General features: G+C 63.2%; 12 protein-coding genes. 4 read left to right on the top strand and 8 right to left on the bottom strand.

Annotation, left to right across the window (positions count from 1 at the left end; genetic code table 11):
• From ACX4ZE_RS13775 to ACX4ZE_RS13760, 4 genes are all read right to left on the bottom strand, one after another.
• Nucleotides 1–6,390 (bottom strand): amino acid adenylation domain-containing protein (locus ACX4ZE_RS13775; RefSeq protein WP_480273792.1); only part of this gene is annotated, 6,390 nt, incomplete at its 3' end.
• Between the two features lie 334 nt (nt 6,391–6,724).
• Complete coding sequence (locus ACX4ZE_RS13770; RefSeq protein ID WP_480273791.1) at nt 6,725–14,101, bottom strand: amino acid adenylation domain-containing protein; 7,377 nt, start codon at nt 14,099–14,101, stop codon at nt 6,725–6,727.
• Nucleotides 14,102–14,392: 291 nt separating this feature from the next.
• Nucleotides 14,393–15,376, bottom strand: coding sequence for a helix-turn-helix transcriptional regulator (locus ACX4ZE_RS13765; RefSeq protein ID WP_480273790.1), 984 nt, complete (start codon nt 15,374–15,376; stop codon nt 14,393–14,395).
• A gap of 142 nt (nt 15,377–15,518) precedes the next feature.
• A complete protein-coding gene (locus ACX4ZE_RS13760) occupies nt 15,519–16,379 on the bottom strand; it encodes a M23 family metallopeptidase (protein WP_480273789.1) in 861 nt (286 codons plus the stop codon).
• A 226-nt stretch (nt 16,380–16,605) separates the two neighbouring features.
• On the opposite strand from ACX4ZE_RS13760, the gene ACX4ZE_RS13755 reads away from it, so the two are divergent.
• Both ACX4ZE_RS13755 and ACX4ZE_RS13750 read left to right on the top strand, forming a co-directional pair.
• A complete protein-coding gene (locus tag ACX4ZE_RS13755; RefSeq protein WP_480273788.1) occupies nt 16,606–17,652 on the top strand; it encodes a nitronate monooxygenase in 1,047 nt (348 codons plus the stop codon).
• A 61-nt stretch (nt 17,653–17,713) separates the two neighbouring features.
• Nucleotides 17,714–18,106 carry an SCO5389 family protein gene (locus ACX4ZE_RS13750; protein ID WP_480273787.1) on the top strand — a complete coding sequence of 131 codons (393 nt, stop codon included), beginning with the start codon at nt 17,714–17,716 and terminating at the stop codon, nt 18,104–18,106.
• A gap of 107 nt (nt 18,107–18,213) precedes the next feature.
• Here the strand turns inward: ACX4ZE_RS13750 and ACX4ZE_RS13745 are convergent, their stop codons facing one another.
• The 4 genes from ACX4ZE_RS13745 to ACX4ZE_RS13730 all read right to left on the bottom strand — a co-directional run bounded on the left by ACX4ZE_RS13745 (nt 18,214) and on the right by ACX4ZE_RS13730 (nt 22,814).
• Nucleotides 18,214–19,854, bottom strand: a complete 1,641-nt coding sequence (locus ACX4ZE_RS13745) for a long-chain fatty acid--CoA ligase (protein WP_480273786.1) — start codon at nt 19,852–19,854, stop codon at nt 18,214–18,216.
• Nucleotides 19,855–19,883: 29 nt separating this feature from the next.
• Nucleotides 19,884–21,179, bottom strand: a complete 1,296-nt coding sequence (locus ACX4ZE_RS13740; RefSeq protein WP_480273785.1) for a serine hydrolase domain-containing protein — start codon at nt 21,177–21,179, stop codon at nt 19,884–19,886.
• 130 nt (nt 21,180–21,309) lie between these two features.
• Nucleotides 21,310–22,266 (bottom strand): cation diffusion facilitator family transporter, encoded by a 957-nt coding sequence (locus ACX4ZE_RS13735; RefSeq protein WP_480273784.1) that lies wholly within the window; start codon nt 22,264–22,266, stop codon nt 21,310–21,312.
• Nucleotides 22,267–22,418: 152 nt separating this feature from the next.
• Complete coding sequence (locus ACX4ZE_RS13730; RefSeq protein WP_480273783.1) at nt 22,419–22,814, bottom strand: ArsR/SmtB family transcription factor; 396 nt, start codon at nt 22,812–22,814, stop codon at nt 22,419–22,421.
• A 522-nt stretch (nt 22,815–23,336) separates the two neighbouring features.
• Here ACX4ZE_RS13730 and ACX4ZE_RS13725 point away from each other — a divergent pair.
• Nucleotides 23,337–24,479: an acyl-CoA dehydrogenase family protein gene (locus ACX4ZE_RS13725; RefSeq protein ID WP_480273782.1), complete on the top strand. Its 1,143-nt coding sequence runs from the start codon at nt 23,337–23,339 to the stop codon at nt 24,477–24,479.
• A gap of 98 nt (nt 24,480–24,577) precedes the next feature.
• Nucleotides 24,578–26,080 (top strand): flavin-containing monooxygenase, encoded by a 1,503-nt coding sequence (locus ACX4ZE_RS13720; RefSeq protein WP_480273781.1) that lies wholly within the window; start codon nt 24,578–24,580, stop codon nt 26,078–26,080.
• Nucleotides 26,081–26,135 lie beyond the last annotated feature (55 nt).

The raw sequence follows: 26,135 nt of genomic DNA, 5'->3' as shown, positions 1-26,135 counted from the left end.
CCGATCCGCGAAACCCTGAACCGTCACACGATCGAACAAATCAATCGCATACGTGAAGAACCCCGAAATACCGGCAGGCTCACCCGACACGTCGTATGCGTCACCAATGATCAAATGCAGATCGAACTGTGAGACGTCCAGATCGGCATCGACGCCTGTCACCACCAATCCTGGCAGTTCTAAGGTGGTATGCGCGATGTTCTGGAACGACAAGCCCACCTGGAAAAGCGGATGATGTGCGGTCGATCGCGGCGGGTTGAGCACCTCCACCAAACGCTCGAACGGCACATCGGCATTGGCGAACGCCTGGATGTCGGTCTCGCGCTGCCTGGCAAGCAGATCGGTGAACGCCTCACCCCCATCGACCCTGGTTCGGAACACCACGGTGTTGACGAACATACCGATCAGATCATCCAGCTCTCGTTCACCACGGCCCGCCACCGGCGTACCTATCGCGATGTCGCTGGTACCGGACAGTCGCGCGAGCAACACCGCGAACGCGGTGTGCACCACCATGAAAAGCGTCGCGCCATGCGCACGCGCCAGATTCGCCAGTCCCGCGTGGATGGTCGCCTCGATCTCGATATCCACCCTGGCTCCGGCCATGGACGCCACCGCGGGCCGCGGCCGATCACTCGGCAACTCCAATAGATCAGGTAGGTCAGCCAATTCCGCACGCCAGAAACCGATCTGCTTCGCGGCAACCGATTCCGGATCGGATTCCGCGCCGAGCACCGCACGCTGCCACACCGCATAATCGGCGTACTGGATCTCGAGCGGCGCCGAGTTCGGCGCTTCGCCTACCGACCGCGCCGCATACGCCGCCATCACATCCCGCACCAATGGGCCCATCGATGAAGCATCCGCCGCAATGTGATGAACCACTACAACAAGCACGTATTCCTGTGGCGCCCCAGCAGGGCCATCGGCGACTTCCAACAGCCGTACTCGGATCGGCACCTCCTCGGTCACGTCGAAAGGAGCCGACGCGAGTGCATGCACCTCACCCACGACCTCGGCCGCGCCGACCGGGATCGCGGCCGCATCCAAACGCACCTGTCCCGCGGGCAACACCACTTGTATCGGTGTATCCGCAGTCTGCGGATACACCGTGCGCAGCACCTCATGTCGCGCGATCACATCAGCCAATGCCGCAACCAGTGCTGCTACATCCAGCTCACCGGTCAACCGCAGCGCGAACGGCAAGTTGTAGGCTGCCAAGGCGATATCGTCGAGCCGATCGAACTGGTTGAGGAACCACATCCGCTGCTGTGCCGGCGAGAGCGGAATGTGTTCTGGACGTGCGATAGTGCCCAACGCCACGCTGCGCTCGTCATGTACGCGCGATTCGATCGCCGCCGCCAACCCGGCCACCGTGGACGCCTGGAACACTATCCGCACCGCGACGCGGGTATCCAATGCCGCGCCGATACGTGCCGCCAAGCGGGTAGCGATGAGAGAATTACCGCCGAGATCGAAAAAATCGTCGTCCGCGCCGACCCGTGCTACGCCCAGTATCTCAGCGAATACCCCGGCTACAATCTCCTCGACCGGCGTCGCGGGCGCGCGGAATTCGCGCGCGGTGAAGACCGGCTCGGGCAGCGCTTTACGATCGAGTTTGCCACTGGAATTCAGTGGGAACGCCTCTAGCACCACAATGGCGGCCGGAACCATATAGGCGGGCAACGTGGTGCCGATCGCCACGAGCAATTCCGCTTGGTCGATCGACTGGCCCGGCGCGGCGACCACATAGGCCACCAACTGGTCGCCAAGTGACGACGAGGCGACCACCGCCACCGCTTGGCTCACCGGGGGCTGTGCCAACAACGCCGTCTCGATTTCCCCCAGCTCGATCCGTTGCCCACGGAACTTCACCTGAAAATCGGTCCGGCCGAGGTAATCGAGCCGAGGTGGCAGCACATCGGTCTTGCCTCGCCACATCACCAGATCACCAGTACGATACATCCGCTGCCCTGAGGTGAACGGATCGGCGACGAACCGGTCAGCGGTCAGATCCGGACGCCGCGCATAACCGCGCGCCAGCTGATCTCCCGCCAGATACAACTCTCCCGAAACACCCGTGGGAACCGGTCGCAACCACGAATCGAGCACATAAACCTGAGTGTTCCACTGCGGCACACCGATCGGCACGGATCGCTCGTCTACCGCCGATGTCGGCCAGTAGGTCACCGACACCGCTGCCTCGGTTGGACCATACAGATTGTGCACAGCGGCATCCGATACCGCGGCCACCGCGGCTACTGTTTCCGGCAGCAATGCCTCACCGATCACGAAAATATCCCGCAGCGAGGGACACGAACCCGCAGCGATATTCGCCGCGAACACCGACAGCATAGATGGTACGAAATCGGTTACAGTCACACCCTGCGCCGCAATGGTTTCCGCGACATAAACCGGATCCCGATGCCCGTCGTGTGTCGTGACAATCAGCTTGGCACCGGCCCGTAGCGGCATGAAATATCCCCACAGCGACACATCGAACGTCGTCGCCGTCTTTTGCAGATACACATCATCGGGTCCCAGTGGATATGCCGCCGACATCCACTCGATCTGGTTGTTGATCGCCGCATGCGACACCACCACCCCCTTAGGCCGACCGGTCGAGCCAGAGGTGAAGATCACGTAGGCCGGATGATGCGGCAATATCGGGCGCACCAGCTCCCTGACATCCACCTCAGCATCGTCGAACCTTGCCAGATCCACCGTGTCCACCGCCACAACCTGCACCCCATCCGGCAGAACCACTGCATCCGAACTGGTTGTCACCACACAGGTAGGTCGAGCGATATCCAGGACATGCGCGATCCGTTCAGCCGGATGATCCGGATCCAGCGGCACGTATGCCCCACCCGCTGTCACGATCGCGTACATTCCGACCACAAGATCAAGCGATCGTCGAATCGCCAAACCCACCAACGATTCCGCGCCCACGCCTCGCGAAATCAACAACCGCGCCAGGCGATTGACCCTGGCATCGAACTCGATATAAGTCAGTTCGACACCCTCGTACCCCACTGCGATCGAATCCGGATACTCCGCGACAACCCTACGGAAATCATCCAGCAATAGCCGTTCTGGTAGCGCACGATAGGTGTCATTCCACTCGACCACCATGCGCGTCCGCTCCGCAGGAGTCAGCAGATCAATCGCACCGATCGCCTGATCCGGCTCCCTGGCGACAACCATGAGCAACCGCTCCAACCGCTCAGCGAACGCAGCGATCGTCGGCTCATCAAATAAGTCCGTAGCGTAGGTGAACATCGCCGCCAAACCCGCCTCCGGGCCCTCCTGCGGCGTCACCGTCAACTGCAGATCGAATTTTGCCACCGTCCCGTCGAACTCCACCGACTGCACGGATAGCCCGGGCAACTCCAGCTGCGCCTGATCCATATTCTGGAAGAACAGCGCTACCTGGAACAGTGGATGATGTGCGGCCGACCGAACCGGATCCAGCACTTCGACCAATCGCTCGAACGGCAGTTCTGTATGCGAAAACGCCGCCAGATCCCGTTCCTTGGTCGTCTCCAACAACTCGGAGAACGACAGCGCAGGATCGACCCTGGTCCGCAATACCAATGTATTCACGAACATGCCGATCAGATCATCGAGTTCACGCTCACCACGACCTGCTACCGGCGTACCGATCGCGATATCATCGGTAGCCGACAACCTTGCCAGCAATACCGCGAAAGCGGTGTGCACCGCCATGAACAGCGAAGCGCCACGAGCACGCGCGACACCGTCCAATCCAGCCCTGGTCCGCGCATCGATAGCGAACGAGAACACCGCACCATGCCCGGAAGCCGATGCGGGCCGCGGCCGGTCCATCGGCAGATCGAGCCGATCCGGAACTCCCGCCAACGCCGCCCGCCAGAACGCGATCTGCGTCGCCGCCGCCGATTCCGGATCATCCTCCGCACCGAGCACCGCACGTTGCCATACCGCGTAATCCGCGTATTGCACCGGCAATGGAGTCCAGTCGGGCGCCGCTGCCGCGGCGCGCGCGACATACGCGGTCATCAGGTCACGTACCAGCGGCGCGATCGACGAACCATCGGCCGCGATGTGATGGACCACAACAGCGAGCACGTAGTCGTCCGGACCGAGCTCGGACAAGGCGATACGCAATGGCACCTCGGTCGCCACCTCGAAACCGACCGAGGCGAACCCACCCAGCCAATCCTGCAGTTCGGCCTCGTCGACCGGCTTCGGCGCAAGTTCCGGGACAGCTGCCGCTGTGGGCACAATCATCTGATAGCCGGTGCCGTCCAGCGCCGGATATACCGTCCGCAATGTCTCATGACGCTCGATCACATCCGCGACCGCCGCCTGTAACGCGACAACGTTCAGATCACCGGTTAATCGAATCGCGAACGGAATATTGTTCACTGCGGAACCGGTATCGAACTGATTCAAAAACCACATCCGCTGCTGCGCGAGCGACAAGGGAACACGCTCCGGACGCGGACCGGCCACCAACGCAGGTCGCACAGCAACACCATCGAATTCGGCCAGCCGCGCAGCCAGCTCGGCCACCGTGGGCGCTTCGAATACTACCCGCGCCGGTATCCGCGCACCGACCGCTGCGCCCAACCGAGCCGCAACCTGTGTCGCGATCAGCGAGTTACCACCCAATTCGAAGAAATCATCATCTGCGCCCACTCGCTCGGTGCCGAGCAGCGTAATGAACACCCCGGCCACCATCTCTTCGACCGGCGTCGCAGGTGCCCGGAATTCCCGCACAGTGAGCACCGGCTCCGGCAATGCCTTACGATCCAGCTTGCCTACCGGAGTCAATGGGATCTCCGCCAGCACAGTTACCGAATCTGGCACCATATGCGCAGGAAGTCGCCGTTCGGCATGCCTGATCAAAGCACTGGTGTCGATCGAAATACCCTCGGTCGCATGCACATAAGACGCGAGGGACATCGCACCGCTGTCCAAACGATGCCCCACCGTGACCGCGAAATCCACACTCTCATGCGCAGCCAGCACCGAATCGATCTCCCCCAATTCGATACGGAAACCCCGAATCTTCACCTGGAAATCATTACGCCCCAAATACTCCAGCTCGCCACCAGCAGTCCATCGCACCACATCGCCGGTCCGATAAAGCCGGGAACCATTTCCCTCGAAAGGATTCGCCACGAAACGTGACGCTGTCAACTCCCGCCGCTTATGGTAGCCACGCGCCAACTGCGCCCCACCGATATACAACTCACCCGCTACACCATCAGGAACCGGCACCAGCCGATCGTCCAGTACAAACTCTGTGATCCCTCGGATCGGCCCACCGATCGTCACCGGCTCCCCTGCCACCAACGGCCCACCGATATTAGTCATAATCGTGGTTTCCGTCGGCCCATAGCCGTTGAAGAACGCACGCGTACCACCGGCGACCGGTTTCACCCACCGCCGTACCAATTCCGGCGGACACGACTCGCCGCCAACCACCACCACCCGCAGCTGATCCAAGCCCACCGGGTCCACCGACGCCAACGCCGCCGGAGTCACGAACGCATGCGTCACCCCCTCCCGACCCAACACCGCGGCCAGTTCGTCACCGCCGTACACCGACGGAGCCACCACAACCATCGTCGACGCGCCGCCCAACGCCAATAACAATTCCAACACCGACGCATCGAACGACGGCGAGGCGAAATGCAATGTCCGCGAAGCCCCGGTCACCCCATACCGATCCCGCTGTTCGGCACAGAACCCCGCCAGCCCCGCCTGAGTGACCGACACCCCTTTCGGCAACCCCGTCGACCCTGATGTATAGATGACATACGCTGGATGCTCGGCGCGCAATACTCGCACCCGATCGGCGTACGTCACCGGCTCTGCCGAGAATTCCTCCAACTGCCGCGCGCATTCCACCGAATCGATCGACACCCATTCGACCGCACCAGGCAGAGCCGCACGAACTTCCGCGACAGTCAACCCGAAAACCACACCCGAGTCGGCAACCATATGCGCTATCCGCTCAGCCGGGTATTTCGGATCTATCGGCACAAACCCGGCACCAGTCTTGGCTACCGCCCATACCGCCACCACCGACTCCACCGAACGCGGCACGCCCACCGCGACCAAATCCTCCGGCCCGATCCCACGACCGATCAACAACCGTGCCAACCGCGTCGACCGGTCATCCAGCTCCGCATAACTCAACTCGGCCAAGGCGCCGACCGCATCGGCTAGCACAACAGCGGCACCGGCCGGATTCGACTCCACCGCCATCGCCATCAACTGCGGCAACGTAGTAACCCGGGAGCGACGAGTACGCGTAGGCCGCACACGCACCGAACGAGTCATGTGCGCACCATCCCCCGCAGAATCATCATGCCTCTGCCCGCCCGCCCGAACCATCGAGATACCTCACTCTGCTACTCATATGCGCATAGCCCACAATGCACTCAGTCAAGCTACCTTCCCGAGGAGCATCGACCGCACGCCTGCCGACCGTTACCGAGAACGCTGACGCTCGCGAGCGCGTCCGTCCTGTGTAGTTCTGGTCGTAGGAGGCATGTACCTGGCACCAGGGACCATGGGTGCGCCGCGCAGCACGCGATTTCGCGACCATGGCAGCGATGCTCCGACGCACTACGCCGGAATGCCTCGAGCAATACTGTGCGATCAGCCCGCTCAGCCGACACTGCGCGGCGGTTCCCCGACTGGGACGCGCGCGTGGACGGCAATAACCCTACCGTGTACCGCGCAGCTCAGTGAGCTGGACAAGCGTGGCCACACCGATCCAGGGGCTCGGGGGAACAGCGGTGACACCATGGTCGAGCACCACAGCCTGCAGGTCTGCCAGCCCCATCGGGTCCAGCGTGGTCAAACCGGCCTGATCGGTCAGCAAATGACTCACCCATTCGTCAGCGAGCGACTCGGTCAGCACACCGCTCTCCTCGACCAGCACTATCGAGGCGCCTACCGATCCAGCGGCGACCACCTCGATCAGCGCGGCGAGCGACTGTGGGCTGCCGTGCTGGAAGGTGCGGGATTCGAAGGTTAGTTCGGTCCGCATACGCAACCGTTCGATAGCTGAGGCCAGCTCAACGTAGCTGAGCAGCTGCGCTCCGGCGAATGCCGGGTCGCTGCCGCGAAGCGCGCGGGTCCGGTGCGCGTAGGTCACCGGACGTGGCGACGCGGCAGCAATCTCCGTGCCGACTGCCGGATCGTCGAGCACCAGCCAGTCGAGCACATGGGTCGAGTGCGTGCTGCCGAGTGTGAGCCCGACCGTGACCTCCAGTCCATTCGACAGCCGCGCGTCGAGCTCGTCGAACGGCACTATCGCGGCACCCGTCTTGAGCACAGCCCACGTGGCGACAATCGCCTGGATGCCGCGATCCAACCGCATCGCGACCCCCACGCCAGGTCCACAGCCACGCGCGATGAGCACTCGCGCCAGCCGCGACGAGCGGGCATCGAGATCGTGATAGAACAAAGCGTTCTCGCCGGAAACCACCGCAGGGCCGTCCGGATCGGCTTCGACTGTGGCCGCCAGCGCTTGAGCCAATGTCGTGCCCGCGGTCGCCACGGGTGCTTCACCGCTCACCGATTCTGCGACCTGGGCCGTTCGGTCCCGCTCAGCGTGCTCCAGGATGTCGATGTCACCGACCATGACCTGAGGATCAGCGGCCACCGTGGCCAAGATGCGCTCCAGCCTGCGACCGAACGATCGCACGGTCGACTCATCGAAAATATCGACGGCGTAGGTGAAGCTGGTGACCAATTCTGCGCACGAACCGTCATCATGGTGCTGTGGGTGCACGTTCACCTGCAGATCGAACTTCGCCGCGACCACGCCCGCATCCAGCGCGGTGATGATGAGTCCGGGCAATTCCAGGGTCGGCTGTTCGTTGTTCTGGAAGGACAACACCACCCCGAACAACGGGTTCTGTACCGTTGCCCGGCCGGGTGCCACTACTTCGACCACTCGCTCGAAGGGGATGTCCGCATTGGCGAATGCCGCCAGATCCGTCTCTCGCGCCCGATCCACCAGCTCAGCGAAAGACATGGTCTGCTCAACCGTAGTGCGCAGCGCCAGAGTGTTGACGAACATACCGACCAAGTCATCGAGCACACGTTCGCCACGGCCCGCGATCGGGGTGCCGATGGCTACATCGGAATCACCGGATAACCTGGCGAGTAACACAGCCAACGCCGCGTGCACCACCATGAACAGCGTCGAGTTGTGCTTGCGCGCCAATGTGGTCAACGCTTCGTGCACCTCAGGCGAGACTGTGAGCCCGGTGTTGGCGCCACGCATAGTCGGCGCCGTGGGACGTGGACGGTCCAGTGGCAATTCCAGTGCGCCGGACAGCCCGTCGAGCTGATCGCGCCAGTATGCCAGCTGCCGCGCGGCCACCGAGTTCTCGTCGTCATCGGTGCCGATGACACTACGCTGCCAAATCGCGAAATCCGCATACTGCGCTTCCAGCGGCGACCAGCGCGGCGAATTGCCGCCGATCCTGGCCAGATAGGCGGTCATCAGGTCACGGGCAAGTGGAGCCATCGAGGCGCCGTCTGCGGCGATATGATGTGCGACCATGGCCAGCAGATACTCGTCTGGTCCGGATTCCAACAGCAACGCCCGCACCGGAACCTGTTCGGTCACATCGAAGCCGGTGCGCATCAATTCGGTGATCCGGCTGATCGGGTCGTCGGTAGCCGCCACTTCCAGACCGCTGGGCAACGTGTCGGCGACGGACATGATCTCTTGATAGGGCAACCCGCCCAGCCCGTGCGCCGGATAGCGGGTGCGTAGCGACTCATGTCGCTCCAGCACATCCGCCATGGCGTAACGCAACGCGGAGACATCCAACACACCGGTCAATCGGATCGCCAGCGGGATGTTGTAGGCGGACGAAGCCGGATCGAACTGGTTGAGCACCCACATCCGCTGCTGTGCCAATGACAGCGGCACCGGCTCCACTCGTTCGGTGCGGACCAGGTGTGGTCGTGCGCCAGGACCACCGTCAGCGCCAGGCATCACCCGGATGGCCAACGCGGCGACGGTGGGCGCCTCGAACAGTTCCCGCACCGCGAGATTCGCATCCAGCGCCTCATTGATCCGCGCGGCCACTTTAGTAGCCAACAACGAGTTTCCGCCGAGCGCGAAGAAGTCGTCGTCGAGGCCGACCTCGGTGGCGCCGAGTAGTTCGGCGAATACTTCGGCGACTACCTGCTCGGCTGGAGAACTCGGTGCGCGGAAAGCCGCCGCACCAATGAACTCCGGTGCGGGCAGAGCCCTGCGGTCCAGCTTTCCGTTCGGCGTGAGCGGCAAAGCATCGAGCAGCACGATGGCATCCGGAACCATGTAGCTGGTCAGGAACTCCGATACCTGCGCGCGCAGTACCGCCGGATCGAGCACGGCATCGGTATCGGGAACCACATATCCGGTCAGGCGGTCACCCGCTTGCTCCTCAGTGCGGACCAGAACCACAGCTTGGCCTACACCGGGGCAGCGCAGCAGTGCCGACTCGATCTCGCCGAGTTCGATACGGAAGCCGCGCAACTGCACCTGCTGGTCACCACGACCCACGTATTCGAGAGTGGCCTGGCCGCCGAAACCGACCCAACGGCCGATATCGCCGCTGCGATACATCCGAGACCCCGGCACGCCGAACGGATTCGCGACGAAACGCGTGGCGGCCAATCCAGGGCGGCCGAGATAGCCGCGGGAGACCTGGGCGCCCGCGATATATATCTCTCCTGTCACGCCGACCGGCGCCGGATGCAGCCGGTTGTCGAGGACATAGGCGCCCAGGCCGGGCAGCGCACGACCGATCACACTGGCCGTGCCAGCTGTGCTTCCTATCATCTGCTCATCCAACGACAGGAACGACACGTGCACTGTGGTCTCGGTAATTCCGTACATGTTCACCAGCCACGGCGCGTGCACGGGATGACGTTCGTACCAGCGTCGCAGCTGACTCAGATCAAGCGCCTCGCCACCGAACACGATGTAGCGCAGCGCAAAGGTGTCCTGGTCGGTCGGATGCGCGGCCCGATCCGCCTCGGCCAGCTGATAGAACGCCGACGGGGTCTGATTGAGCACGGTGACCTGCTCACGAATCAGCAGCTCGCGGAACTGCTCCGGCGACCGGGAAGTCAGATAATCGACCACCACCACAGTGCCGCCGCTGGCCAGCGCACACCACAATTCCCACACCGAGAAGTCGAATGCGAACGAATGGAACAGCGTCCACACGTCGGACTCATCGAATTCGAACAGCAGCTGAGTGTTGGCGAACAACTCGACGACATTGCGGTGCGCGACCCCCACGCCCTTGGGCGTGCCCGTGGAGCCCGAGGTGTAGATGACATACGCCAGATTGTCCGGGCACAGCGGCGCGAGACGCTCGGCGTCGCCTACCGGAGTGGCGGCGAAATCGGTAGTCCGGGTGAGTACCTCCTCCAGCAGAAGCACCGGAACAGCACTCGCGGGCAACGCTTCCCGCTCCGCTGCCGTGGCCAGCACGCAGATGGGCGTGGCATCGGCGAGCATGAACTCCAGCCGCTGTACCGGATAGCCGGTATCGATCGGCAGATACGCCGCGCCCGACATCAGCACCGCCAAGAGCGCGACAGGCAATTCCTCGGTCCGCGCTACCGCGACGGCCACCACCGATTCCGGGCCCGCGCCCTGCGCGATCAGCGCACGGGCCACACGATTCGCTCGGCGGTGCAACTCCTCGAAGGTCAGTGTGTTCTCACCGAAACGGATCGCGGTCGCAGCCGGCCGCCGGTGTGCCTGCGCGCTGAGCAGATCCACCAAAGTCACCTCGGGGACCGAGGCACCTGTGGTGTTCCATTCATGCAATACCAATTCGCGCTCACCGGGAGCCAGCACATCGATATCACCGACTGTCACTGTGGCGTCGGCGGCTACCGCGGTCAAGATCCGGTCGAAGCGATCAGCGAAGTCCTGCACGGTCGCTTTGTCGAACAGATCGGTGGCGTAGGTGAACACTGCCGCGATGCCTTGCGCGGTGCCATTCCCATCGAGGTTCTCCGCCAAGGTCAACTGCAAATCGAACTTCGCCAGTGGTATCGCGAGTTCCATACTTGAAACCGAAAGTCCTGGCAGTTCCAGCTCCGGGCCGACCAGATTCTGGAAGCTCAGCATCACCTGGAACAGTGGGTTCCGTGCGGCCGACCGGACCGGTTCGAGCAGCTCGACCAGCCGCTCGAACGGGACATCGGCGTGACCGAACGCTTCGATATCGACCGTGCGCACGGCGCGCAGAAGCTCACCGAACTCTGCGCCGGAATCGATCTCGGTACGAAGCACGAGCGTGTTGACGAACATGCCGATCAGATCGTCCAGGGCCGCCTCACCCCGGCCGGCCACCGGGGTGCCGATGGCGATATCCCTAGTACCCGACAAGCGGGCCAGCAGCACAACCAACGCCGCGTGCACCACCATGAACAGCGTCGAATTGTAGCGCTGCGCAAGACTGTTCAGCGCAGCGTGTACCTCGGCATCAATGTCGAAGGCGAGCGTGGCGCCCTGGTGGGATGCGATCGTGGGACGGACACGATCCGACGGTAGCTCCAACTGCTCAGGAAGCGCGGCCAATCGAGTACGCCAGAAAGCGATCTGCTGCGCCAGGGTCGACTCCGGGTCGTGTTCGTCGCCGAGGATTTCCCGCTGCCAGATCGCGAAGTCGGCGTACTGCACCTCGAGGGCGGGCCACGTAGGCGCACCGCCGCGCATCCGTTCCAGATAGGCGCTCATCAGGTCGCGAGTCAATGGCCCCATGGAGAAACCGTCGCCCGCGATATGGTGTATCACGCAGATCAGCACATGCTCGGTGTCGTTCAGCACCAGCAGCCGCACCCGTACCGGCGGTGCCGTGGTTACGTCGAAGCCCTCGGTCACCACGGCAGCGATCTGCGTGGGCACCTCGGCTTCCTCGGCTCGCTCGACCACGAATTCCGGCATGGCACGCGGATCAGCGGCAGATAATACCAGCTGATAGCCCTCACCGTCGACCTCTGGGTACACCGTGCGCAGTACCTCATGCCGCTCAGCGAGATCGTGAACCGCTGCGCGCAGAGCATCGACGTCGAGGCGGCCGGACAAACGCACCGCGACCGGAATATTGTCGACCGGGTCTGCAGGGTCGAAGCGGTTCAGGAACCACATGCGTTGCTGGGCATAGGACAACGGCACCCGTTCCAGACGTGGACGCGTCTGCAACGCTTGCCCCACAACGGAACCCACGTGCTGCTCGACGCGTGCGGCGAGCGCGGCAACAGTGGTCGCCTCGAACAGCAACTGTACCGGCACCCGCGCCTCCAGCGCGGCGCCGATCCGCGCGGCGGCCTGCGCGGCGAGCAACGAATTGCCGCCGAGTTCGAAGAAATCGTCGTCCGCGCCGACGCTACTGTTCGCCTCGGGAACCAGCAGCGTGGCGAACACCTCCGCGACGATTTCCTCGACAGGCGTCGTAGGCGCACGGAACGCACGCGTAGCGAAGACCGGTTCGGGCAGCGCCGCGCGGTCGAGCTTGCCGACCGGAGTGAGCGGAATCTCCGCCAACGTTATGATGGTCGCGGGAACCATATACGCGGGCAACGACTCTGCGAGGAACTCAGCGAGAGCACTGGTGTCCACGTCGGTTCCTGGCCGCGGCAGCACATAGGACACCAATGCGGGCGCACCGGAGGGCAACGTCTTGCCGAGGGTGGCCGCGAAATCGATATCCGGGTGGTCGGTGAGCGCGTTATCGATCTCGCCGAGTTCGATGCGGAAGCCGCGGATCTTCACCTGGAAGTCCGAACGTCCCAGATATTCGATGGCACCGCCGTCGTTATCACTGGACTCGGTACGGCGCACCAAGTCTCCGGTGCGGTAGAGCCGCGCGCCGGGGCTGCCACCGTCGGCACTGAAAGGGTTGGCGATGAACCGTTCCGAGGTCAGTCCCGGACGCCTGAGATATCCTTGTGCCAACGCGGGCCCGGCCAGGTACAGCTCGCCCACTACTCCGGCAGGCACCGGACGCAGCCGCGAGTCCAGGACGAACGCACCGACTCCCGGGTTGGCGGTGCCGATGGTGATGAGCTCGTCGGATGTCATCGGCGACGTACCGGTGGCAAGGATCGTCGCCTCGGTGGGACCGTAGCAGTTGTAGAACTCGCGCTCGCCTGCCCAGCGAGCGACCAGTTCCGGCCCCAGCTTCTCGCCGGCCACCAGCACGACACGAAGATCGTCCAGACCGGTCGGATCCACCGATTCCAGTGCACCCGGCGTGATGAGCATGTGCGTAACACGTTCGCGCCGCAGCAGGTCCGCCAACTCGAAACCACCGAACACCTTCGGTGGCGCGATCACCAACGTCGCACCAGAAGAGAAGGCCAACAACAGTTCGAGCACCGACACGTCGAAGCTCGGTGAGCAGACGTGCAACACCCGCGATTCCTCGGTTACCCGGTAGCGTTCACGCTCCGCGGACACCAGCGTGGCCAGGCCGCTGTGCAAGACGACAACGCCCTTGGGCTTCCCGGTCGATCCGGAGGTGTAGATGACGTAGGCCGGGTGCCGCTCATCCAGCGGGCGAACTCGGTCGGAGTAGGAAATGGGATGTTCCGGGCGCGCGGCGATCCGCGCGGACTGCACCGGGTCGTCCAGTTCGATCCAGTACACACCGGTACCGAGCACCGCACGATGCGCCGACGTGGTGAGGCCCATCATCGCACCAGAATCACTGACGATGTGGTCGATCCGTTCCGCCGGGTAAGTCGGATCCACCGGCACGTAAGCCGCACCGGTCTTCGCGATGGCCCAGACCGCGAGCACCGACTCCACACTGCGGGAGATCGCGATGGCGACCACGTCACCGGGTCCGATACCACGCTCGATCAGTTCCCTGGCCAACCGCGCGGATGCCGTGTCGAGTTCTGCGTAAGTGAGTTCCCGGTCGTCGGCGGGATCTCCGGTCGGATTGAACCGTATCGCGATCTCAGTAGCGGCGGATTCGACCGAGGCGGTGAGCAACTGACCGAAAAGCGGACTACCCGACCTACGGCGACGGCTACCACGTGCGGAACGACGGGCGGTTTCCATTCGAGTGCATTTACCTCTCGCATCGAGCTGAGCCTCGGGCTGCCAGCTGAGAGCATGATGTCCGGGGCCAGCGCGGTCCGAGCAATCATATAAGGGACTGACCGGTAATCCCGCGCGCTGTATTTGCCTTGCCGCGGTTGCCGCCACTGCGGTCCGCGCCCCCCTTTGTTCCGTGTTCTCCTCTCGTTGCGCACTGTCCGCCCCCTGGATACGGTGTCTTACCCGATGTCTGTCCGCATAGCGACGCAAGATCTCATTTTGTCGCCGAGATATCCAAAACAGTGATTCCGCTCATAGCCATCCGCGTCGACCTGCCTGCACCCCCGCCTGGAATCTGGTACTCGCGCCGAGACGTTCCAGCAGCCGAGCGGTACGGCGGACCACGGTACGCCGGGACATACCGAGCCTGCGCGCAATGGTGTCATCGGTGGCACCCAGCGCCATCATGGTCAAGATCGCCCGATCGCGTTCGTCCAACGCCTCCGCGGGCGGATTGAGCGAGATGGGCGCGGCCATCGCCCATAGGACGTCGAAGGTTTTGATCAGCAACTCTAGTGTGGGTGAATCGGAGATGCGCAGCCCCATCGGATCGGGCCTGCGTTCGTCGGCGTGCAATACTAAGCAGGCTCGCTCGTCATCGCTGATGAGCAAAGTGAACGGCGGCTCGGGCAACGTCCTGGCCTGCGCCCAACCACCATTGGTCGACAATGCGTGCCGCAGGCGCTCCGGATCCTGATAAAAGGTGTCCTGATACATCATCTGATAGCGGATACCTGCGTCGTTCCCGGCACGCTCCAGATGAAACAACTGTCGCGCGTGCTCGGAATCACCGAGATAGGATTCTCGTTCGACAACCTTGACACAAGTGCGCGCGCCGGTCTGCAACTGCTCGAAATCCGCGATTATCTCCAGCCGCTCGTATACTGGTACTACAACGCCGTTGTCCCGCGATGAACGACGCACCGAGCGGAACGTCTCACTCAGCCGCGTCGCGACAGCGTGCATTCGGCTGATCTCCTGTCGCCTACGCCGCGCTTCGGCCTCCGACAGAGATTCCGGTGCGTACGCATCCCAGACCGGTTCATGCTCAGGCGATTCGATGCATACCGCGGCGCGCAGCTCACACAACACATCCAATGAGCCTGCGACAAGAGGTTCCGCGACCCCAAGATGCTGTGTGATATCGGCGAGACTCGATCGCGGATGACGCACCAGCACGCCATACACGTGTCCGTGCAGTGACCCAGGCTCGAAGATATCGCTCAACTCAATCACGATACGAGCCCAATGATCGACCGGTACTCGCGCAACCGGTGCACGCAAAACGCACACCGAGCGCTTCCCGTCTCGCCCTGCCGCGGGAAGGATGACAGCATACGCTCAGACGCCGGTTGCAGTAACAAGCTGGACAGGGAAGTCAGTGCGCCGACGGACCCCACTGCATCGGCACGCCCTTGGCAGCCAGATACGGCAGCGGATCGATTTTGGTACCACGCTGATCCCAGATCTCCAGATGCAGATGCGGACCGGTGGACTGGCCACGATTGCCGACAGTGGCGATCACGTCACCCGCGTTCACCCTCTGCCCTTGGTGCACGAATATCTCGTTCACATGACCGTAGACTGCGGTGGTGCCGTCATCCTGCAGCACTCGCACCCACAAGCCGAACCCGGAAGCCGGGCCCGCCTCCAGCACTGTGCCGTTGCTGACCGAGTGAACCGGCGCGCCGTGCGCATCGGCGAAATCGACGCCGTAGTGCATGCTGCCCCAGCGGCTACCGAAGCCGGAGCTGATCGCACCGGCCACCGGGCGTACCGCGGGCGCGGGCGCGATCTGCTGCTGTATACCCTTGAGGATCTGCTCGGCCTGGGCTAACGGCCCGGAGATCTCCGGCGGAAGATTCGGGATGCCGAACGGAGCGGCAATCGGAGCAGCGACCTGAGTCGCGACTGGAGCGGGAGCGGCGGCCTGCTCTGCAACGGTCTTCACTTCAGCAACTGGCTGGATCTCCTGGGTACCGCTGCCTTTGACGGCAGCGGTCGTGACCGGCCCCTCATTCGCGTCGGACGCATTGTGTGGCAGTGAAGCTGCCATGGCCGGGGCTATCTGTCCGGCGGAGCTGATCAACGCGCCCGTGGCGACGGCGACGCCCGCGGCAACCCGTGCTCGATCGATCGCGGACGGCTCGGCGCGGTGCCGTGTCGGCCGTCTCGTGTCGACCTCGCCGATGAGACTGACCACGGTAACGGAATCTGGACCTACCCGGTGCTGCGACAAAACTGCATCCTTGCGTCGAAGAACAGGGCCGGATAGCATTCCCGGCGGCCCGCTCGATTAACGATCCGATAAAGCTGGACGTGTAACAGTTTGGATTCTGTTGTGACGGGAACTCTACCTCGTCGTGACCATTTCGCAACCTACGGCCGGGAATTCTGGGTGCGTCCTGGGTCACATACATGTCCGAGACACACTGAGATCGTGATCTCCGAGACACACTGAGATCGTGATCATCGACCACTTGGGCGTTCCGATTGCACTGGCTCCTATGGCAGGCGGACCGTCCACACCCGAGCTGACCGTAGCGGTGGCCGAAGCAGGCGGCTTCGGCCAGCTGGCAGCTGGTTACCTGAGCGCGACAGACACCGCTGCGCGCATCGCGGCGACTCGCGCCGCCACCGACAAGCCGTTCGGAGTGAACCTCTTCGTCCCTGGTCGCGCGACCCCAGCCACCGGCTTCGCCGATTACCTCGCCGAACTCGGCGCCACTCATGAACTCGGAGAACCGAAGTTCGACACCGACGGCTGGGATGCCAAACTCGACCTGCTCGTCTCCGATCCAGTCGCAGCCGTATCGTTTGCCTTCGGCTGCCCGAGCGCCGCGGTGATCGCCCAACTCCACGCGGCGGGCTCTGAAGTCTGGGTCACCGTTACTTCGACATACGAGGCGCGCACCGCAGTGGACGCGGGCGCTGATGTGCTCATCGCCCAGGGCGCGGAAGCAGGCGGGCACCGCGCCACCTTCATAGATCACCCCGCTGACGATCCGATCGATCCGCTGGGTCTGCTGGCTCTGGTGCAACTGCTGACCGCTGCCACTGACGTGCCCTTAGTAGCCGCGGGAGGTATCACCACCGGCGCAGGCATCGCCGCTATGCTCGCGGCAGGGGCCGCAGCTGCACAGCTGGGTACCGCATTCTTGCGCTGCCCAGAGGCGGGCACCAACCAGGTACACCGTGCTGCCCTGGCCACAGATACCCCCACCATGCTCACCCGCGCCTTCACCGGGCGCCAGGCCCGCGGGCTTCGTAATCAGTTCCTGATCGAGCACACCGCCACTGCACCAGTCGGATACCCCGAAATCCACTACGCCACCACTCCGCTGCGGGCTGCAGCAAGGGCTGCGGGCAACCCTGAAGAAACCAATCTATGGGCGGGCCAAACCCACCTTCTGACCGAGGAGCTACCCGCGAGAGAACTGGTCCGGACATTAGCCGATGACACGAAAACCGCACTGAAAAGGGCATTCTCACGCCCAATCCAGGCTTGTTGACAACGGCTTTCGATTAGACTCGGGTGGCATCGAACCGACATCCACCCCGGAGGTGAACGCCATGTCTCTTGATGTCCCCGCCACACTGCTCGAACGCGCCGAACGCGGCGAAATCGATGATGCCGATTTTGTCGAGGTCGTACGCACATCGCTGCCCTACGCCTGGGACGTTGTCAGTCGGGTTACCGGCGAGCTCCGTTCTGGCACCGCGGAATTCGCCGATAACACAGTTCCGCCGCCGGACGAGGCGGCCCGAGGCCAATTGCTGCGGGCCATGGCCTCCGACGCCATTCGTGGCGGGTTGGAACGACACTTCGAGGTAAAGCTCGCCTTTCAGAATTGCCATCGGGTCGCGGCGTTCCCGCTCTCCTCGGTCGGTGGTGAAACCTATACCGCGTTCATCGGCACCAGGGCCCAGCTACTCAACCAGAGTCCGGAACTGCGCAACTGTTGATCAGCGCGCCGACACCCGGCGCGGCACACCATTACAGTCCATGCCGGGTGTCTGTTCGCATGATCCGCGCAATCCCGCGCCCGCCATGGGCCGATGCCGCACAGCGCTCAGCCAAGTGTCAGCACCTCCAAGTCACCGTCGGCGTATTTCACGCGCAACCGCTTCTTGTCGAACTTTCCCACGCTGGTCTTGGGTACCTCCGCGAGAAACGTCCAGTGCTCCGGAAGCTGCCATTTCGCGAACTTGTCGGCCAAGAAATCGCGCAGTTGTTCCGGATGCGCGGCAGCACCCTCGGCCAGCACGATCACCGCCAACGGTCGTTCGTCCCACTTCTCGTCCGGAACCCCGATCACCGCTGCCTCGGCGACCATCGGGTGGGCCATTATCGCGTTCTCCAGCTCTACCGAGGAGATCCATTCCCCACCGGACTTGATCACATCCTTGGCGCGGTCGACCAGGGTGAGATAACCGTCCTTACTGATCTTGCCGACATCGCCGGTTCGCAACCAGCCATCGTGAAACTTCTCCGGGTCGACCGGCGTACCGTCCGGCGAGTAGTAGGAACCGGTGATCCACGGGCCGCGCACTTCCAACTCCCCCAATGCCACACCGTCATTGGGGACCACGCTGCTATCGTCTGCGACCAGGCGAGCCTGCACACCAGCCGAGAACTGGCCTTGCGTCACCCGATAGGCCCACTGCTCCTCCTCGGTACGCGCGCTCGCGGGCGGATGCGCGACACTGCCCAATGGCGAAGTCTCGGTCATGCCCCACGCGTGCAACACCCGCGTTCCATACTTGTCTTGGAAGGTGCGCATCATCGATGGCGGAACGGCTGCCCCGCCGACCACGACCGCGCGCAGATGCGTGATGTCCTGTGGCTTGGCCGCCAGCTCCGCCAGCACCCCACCCCAGATGGTCGGTACCGCGGCGGCGAAAGTGGGCTGCTGCGCCGCCATGCACTCCAACAGCGGGCCCGGTTGCAGGAACCGGTCCGGCATGAGCAGATTCGCCCCCGACATCAGCGCCGCGTACGGCAACCCCCAGGCATTCGCGTGGAACAGCGGGACGATGGTCAGAATCGTATCGCTGTTGAACAGACCCATCCCGTTGTTCGCACCGACCTGCATGGCGTGCAGCCAGTTGGAGCGGTGCGAGTACACCACGCCCTTCGGGTCACCCGTAGTTCCGGAGGTGTAGCACATCGCGGCGGCAGACCGCTCGTCGAGCACCGGGAAGTCATAGGTGTCCGGCTGCGCGCCGAGCAGCTCAGTGTAGGAATGCACCTGAACGCCCGCTGGCGCGGTAAGTGTCGCCGCGTCCCCGTTGACCACGATGACATGTCGGACGGTTTTCAGGTTCGGCAGCAGTTGAGCGAACATCGGCACCAACGTGCCGTCCACCAGAACTACCTGGTCCTCGGCGTGATTGGCTACGTAGACGACCTGATCAGCGAACAAACGAATGTTCAACGCATGCAGCACCGCCCCCATCGCGGGCACCGCGACATAAGCAACCAGGTGCTCGTTGTTGTTCCACATGAATGTGCCGACACGATCGCCGACACCGATACCGAGCCCACGCAACGCGTTCGCCAACCGTGCCGCCTCGGCACCGACCTCACGGTAGGTCATAGTGCGCAGTCCGGTACCAGTCCAGGTGGACACGGTGGAATCACCGACGAACGTCGATGCGTAGCGCAACAATGTGGCCAGCGACAACGGCTCGTCCTGCATAGTGCTGAACATCGAAACTCCTTTTCTTCAGTGACTTCCGCTCAGAAAGCCAAATCAGTTTCGGCCACTTTCGGGGTCTGTGCGGTGATCCCGTAGAGCAATCCGATCCAGTGAATCGCTTCGGGATACAGAATTGGTTTGCCACTGGTGAGCACCGCACACGATAACGCCCGCTCCGGGTCGGCCCACACCACGTTGTTGGTGAAGCCCAGGTGGCCGAACGCGCGTCGGTTGTCCGAGCCGAACAGGCTGACCAGGCGGCCACCGAGCATCGGGCCGTACCCGAAGCCGAAATTCATGCCCAGCATGAGGTCGGGCTCGAGTCGGGACTGCGGCACCAGCGCCGCCGCGATGGTATCCGGCCGCATTACGCGCACGCCATCGAGTTCGCCGCCGCGCCGGAAGATCTCGTAGAAGCGGGTGAGCTCGACCGCGGTACTGACCACATTGGCAGATGGCGCGATGACGTCCAGATAGGCCGGGTCATTGCCGGTCTCGATCGCCGCGGCGAAGCCAACTCCGAGGAGCCGATTCAGCGCGAGGGACAGTGGCGGCAACGGCGGCATCCCGGTCAGGTAGTTGCCCGCGAGTTCGGGAAAGTCCCGCCAGGAGGCACCGTAGTTGGTCCACCGGAAGCCCAGCGGGTGCAAGATCTCCTCGGCCAAGACGGTCCGGATGTCCTTGCCGGTCACCCGGTGCACCACCTCACCGAGGATGAAGCCCCCTGTCAAAGCATGATAAGACTGGAAATGACCAGGCGGCACCGAAGGGCGTACCGCGCACAGATTCCGCACCAGCAGTTCACGGTCCGCGACCGCCTGGGCGGTCAATGCCTGCCTCGGCAAACTCGCCACCCCGGATCGATGCGCGAGCACCTGCCCGATTGTAATGGATTCTTTCCCGCGACAACCGTACTCGGGGATATAACGGCTGATCGGTGCGTGTAACTCGAGCAGACCGCGCTCGATCAGCATATGTACGACGAATGCCGTGATGCCTTTGGATACGGAGTAGGTGACGAACGGCGTGCGCGTGTGGACCGGTACCTTCGGCGTATCGGGCCCATCGTCAGGGCCATTGCCGCGCGCATGGCCCAGCGCCCGATCGAAAACTATCTGCCCGTGTCTGCGCACACATACCTGGATAGCGGGATGGACGCCGCTACGGTACACCAGCCGCATGCGCCGCCAGATACGCTCGGCGTAGTCGGATGCCAGACCCACCTCATTCGGCGTCACCTCAATGCCGATCGAGGCGACGGAGTCGAGATCCTCTGGAATATCACAGCGGCGGACCAGATCAGGCAGCTTCGGTAGGACGGATATACGTGCTGGCAAGGTTCAACACACACTGCGCATGAGCCACATCACATCCGGGATGCTACCCAATAGTAGGCCACATCGGGCAAGTAGAGCTGAGATCCGCGTTCACCTACGCGACAAGCCGCTATCGCTCCATTCCATACGGTCAGCTGTGGGCCGTGAGCTCCGGGTGCGCCGGATAGGCGTGCACCACCGCGGTATTCAGCTCGGGCATCATCCGGATGAGTGTGTGCTCGGCATCGTGCGCAACCCGGTGAGCGTCCGCGAGCGTGATGGTCGGCGCGACATCCAGTTCGACATCCGCGTGCAAGCGATGTCCGATCCAGCGCATCCGCAGGCTACGGACGCGTTGTACGCCCAACCCTTCGAGCAATGCCTGTTCGGCCGTGATAACCAGCTCCGGCTCTACCGCGTCCATCAACCGGCCCACCACCGAACGTACCGCTGTCCGCAGTATCACGAGAATCACGACGGTGATCAGCAGGCCGATGATCGGGTCGGCAAGCGGGAAGCCCACTGCCACTCCCCCCGCACCGAGTAGCACCGCCAGCGAGGTGAACCCGTCGGTGCGCGCGTGCAGACCGTCGGCGACCAACGCTGCCGAACCGATCTGCCGACCCACCCGAATCCGATACAGCGCGACTGCCTCATTGCCCACGAATCCGACCAACCCCGCAACGGCTACCCAGCCGAGATGGCCGACCGGCACCGGATCGAGCAGCCTGCGCACTGCCTCGTACCCCGCGATCAGCGCCGACAGCGCGATCATCGCGACAACGAAGAGCCCTGCCAAGTCCTCAGCTCTTCCGAACCCATAGGTGTAGCGACGAGTCGCGGCTCTACGCCCGAGCGCGAACGCGATCCACAATGGAACGGCGGTCAACGCATCGGAGAAATTGTGAATAGTGTCGGCCGCCAATGCCACTGAGCCGGAGGCGATGACGATCAGCGTCTGGATCACCGCGGTGCCACCGAGAACAACCAAACTGATCTTGACGGCACGGATGCCGATCGCGCCGGCCGATAGCGCGTCGTCCACGCTACCGGTGGCGTCGTGCCGGTGCGGGATGACGATGCTCCGCAACGTGCCGAGCGAACCCATCCGATGCGCGGGGCGATGGTCCGTATGGCCATGATGCTGTCGTCGACTATCAACACGGCGCCAGGATCTCGCACGGCGGGATTTCCCCGCCTGCCGGTCCGGCTCGGACAAGCCCGCCGGGTCGCCCGTCGCGGGAGTGCGCCTCACGCAGTTCATAACGTGCTCAACCGGTCTCTGCGAAGCAGTTCCCGTACCGCGCCCGTGCCACGATGATGGGGCGGAACGCCAGGCCCGGCGTGCTCCGCGTTGTACACCGCGTCCACCACCAGTTGCCGCACATGATCATTCCCCAGACGGTAGAAGATCGTTGTACCCGACCGTCTGGTGTCGACCAGCCGTGCCATTCTCAGTTTCGCCAAATGCTGCGATACCGAGGGCGCGGGCTTGCCCACCTGCATAGCCAGATCACTCACCGATAGCTCTCGGTCGACCAGCGCCCACAACACGCGCACCCGCGTCGGATCGGCAAGCATCCGGAACACCTCGACAACCAATCCGACCTGATCCTCCGCAAGCGGAGCTCGCACTTCCTTATTATCCGCATTCATATGCAAATAATAAGGTAATGAAACCGCAGACGACACATGTCATCCCACGCCGGTGTGTCGGCGGCACCCCCTGCGTCGCCACCGGCACACCGGCTCCTCCTGATCCCAACAGCTCTCTGTCTTAGCCGAGTACAGCGCGGGCACGCCAGCTGAGCGAGCCGATATCACCCGAATGAAACAAACCGAACTCGCAGCCTCACCAGCGATTTGGTTCACCATCCACCATGAACGCAGCCGACCAGCGCGAATAAGGAAACGCCACTGCTGGAACCCAGTGGATATTGTGCATACAGTTGCACGTGCAAACGACTACTTCCCCAACCCCAGCACCCGCGTGCTCAGAATCCGCTCGATGTGCTCACACCATCGGCGATCGGCCCTTCACTCTCGTACGCGGGCCGACCCACCTGCCACGATGTACCACCACGCCCACTCCGAGGACCGACAGCAGCGCTGCGGGACAATGCGCGGTTACGGTGAACCAGCAGAAACACACCGAATAACCGCACAGGAGTAGAAGCCATGCCAGTAGACCGAATGCTACCGACCTCGGAGGCGAGGGATCTACTCGAGCTGACCCGCGATATCGCCGATAAGGTGCTCGAGCCGCGTGTGACCGAATGCGAGAAAGCGGGAATCTTTCCCGAAGGTGTTTTCCCTGCCCTCGGCGCTGCCGGCTTACTCAGTCTGCCCTATCCGGAGGAATTCGGCGGCGGCGCGCAACCCTACGAGGTGTACTTGCAAGTCCTCGAAGAGCTTGCCGCCCGCTGGGCCTCCGTCGCCGTCGCCGTCAGCGTACACAGCCTGTCCTGCTATCCCCTGTTCACCTTTGGCACCGACGAGCAGAAACAACGCTGGCTGGCCGAGATGCTCTCCGGACAAACTATGGGCGCCTACAGTCTGTCCGAACCGCATGCTGGCTCCGATGCCGCCGCGCTGCGCTGTCGTGCCACCCCAGCCGAAGGCGGCTACCGGGTCAACGGAGCGAAGGCCTGGATCACCAATGGCGGACGCGCCGCCTTCTACACCCTGTTCGCCCGCACCGGCGAAGGCTCGCGCGGAATCTCCTGCTTCCTGGTTCCTGGTGATACCGATGGGCTCGACTTCGGAAATCCCGAGGAAAAAATGGGCCTGCGCGCCGTACCGACCACCACCGCGACCTACGACGCAGTGTTCCTGCCCGCTGAGCGCCGCATCGGCGCCGAAGGCCAAGGATTGTCGATCGCCTTCAGCGCCTTGGACTCCGGCCGCCTCGGTATCGCCGCGGTCGCCACTGGATTGGCACAGCGCGCCCTCGACGAGGCTGTCGCCTATGCCAAAGAACGCGAAGCGTTCGGCCGCCACATCATCGACCATCAAGGCCTCGGCTTCGTCCTCGCCGATATGGCCGCTGCCGTCGACTCCGCTCGCGCCACGTATATCGACGCCGCGCGGCGGCGCGATCGGGGCCTGCCCTACTCACGCCAAGCCAGTGTGGCCAAGCTCGTCGCCACCGACGCCGCCATGAAGGTCACCACCGATGCGGTGCAAGTTTTCGGCGGCTACGGCTACACCCAAGATTTTCCGGTCGAACGGTACATGCGCGAGGCCAAGGTGATGCAGATCTTCGAAGGCACCAATCAGATCCAGCGCCTGGTCATCGCCCGTCAACTCGCCGAAAACTGAGAAGCGGCGGAGCCCAGCGCCAACACCGCGGCCGAAATACCGAGCACATGCCCGCATGAATCTTCTGACCTGCGAGTACTCTCCAGTACACTTAGCGCATGACATCGCCGTCCATTGTTATCGTCGGAGCCGGTTTCGGCGGGATCGGCATGGCGCTGGAGCTGCGCCGCGCCGGGGTAGACACTTTCATCATCCTGGAGCGCGCCGATGATCTCGGCGGCGTTTGGCGGGCGAACACCTACCCCGGCGCAGCCTGCGATGTGCCCTCCCCGCTGTACTCCTGGTCCTGCGCGCCGAAATCCGATTGGCCACGGCGATTCTCCGAACAACGCGACATCCACGCCTACATGCGTGAGATCACCGAGGAGTACGGGCTCCTGCCCTTCATCCACTTCGGCGCCGAGGTCACCGACGCACAGTTCGACGCACACAACGGCCGGTGGACCGTACACATGACCGACGGTACGCAGCGATCCGCCGATATCCTCATCCCGGCGGTCGGCCAACTGTCCCGCCCCGCTCTACCCGCCATCCCCGGCATCGACGACTTCACTGGCCCAGCATTCCATTCCGCCGAGTGGAACCACGACATCGATCTGACCGGCAAGCGCATCGCCTGTATCGGCACCGGAGCCAGCGCGATCCAGTACATCCCGCGCATCCAGCCACAGGCTGCCCACCTCACCCTGTTCCAGCGCTCGGCGGCCTGGGTACTGCCAAAGTTCGACATCGTATACAGCGCACGCCATCATGCGATGACCAGATACTTCCCGCTCAGCAGGCTCGCCGAGCGCTTGGTCAGTTGGCTGCTCTTCGAGGTGCTCGCACTGGCGCTGACCGACATTCCGGCAATCCGAATCCCAGTGATCGCGCTGGCCGACCGGCATCGGACCGAACAGGTGCCCGATGCCGAGCTGCGAGCGAAACTGACGCCCGACTATGCGGCGGGCTGCAAACGGGGACTGTTCTCCAACGACTACTTTCCCGCGCTGGCGAAGCCGAACGTCACCGTGGAGACCACCGCCATCGAATCCATCACATCAACCGGTATTCGTACCGCTGACGGCGTGGAGCACGCGGCAGATGTGATCATCTACGGCACTGGGTTCAAGAGCACCGAATTCCTTGCACCGATGAACATATTCGGCCTCGGCGGCCGCAAACTGGACGATATCTGGGGCGATGCGGGCGCTCGTGCTTATCTGGGCCTGTCCGTCCCCTATTTTCCGAACCTGTTCATCATGTACGGCCCGAACACCAACGTCGGTGCTGGTTCGGTCATCTACATGCTCGAATCCCAGGCCCGCTATATCCGCCAGATCGTGGAGTACCTCACCGATCGTCCCGGCCACTATCTCGCCGCCCGCACTACCACCGAGCAACAGTGGGACGACTGGTTGCAACACCGCTTACAGAACACACCGTGGAACTTCTGTTCCAGCTGGTATCGCAACGCCGCAGGACGAATCACCAACAACTGGCCCGGCGCGACCGCGCTCTATCGTTGGAAAACAAGGTTTTTCAACCCAACCGAGTACGACGAAGCCCAAGCCGATACAGTGCACCGGCCGACCGGACGCGCAACAGCCCGGAAGCCGTGACAAACCTCCGCACGACTCCATTCGGCCTTCGAGCCATCAACCCGGTAGACTGCGG

Source organism: Nocardia sp. TBRC8007, from assembly GCF_056629435.1.
This window is presented reverse-complemented; position numbering and strand designations above follow the sequence as displayed.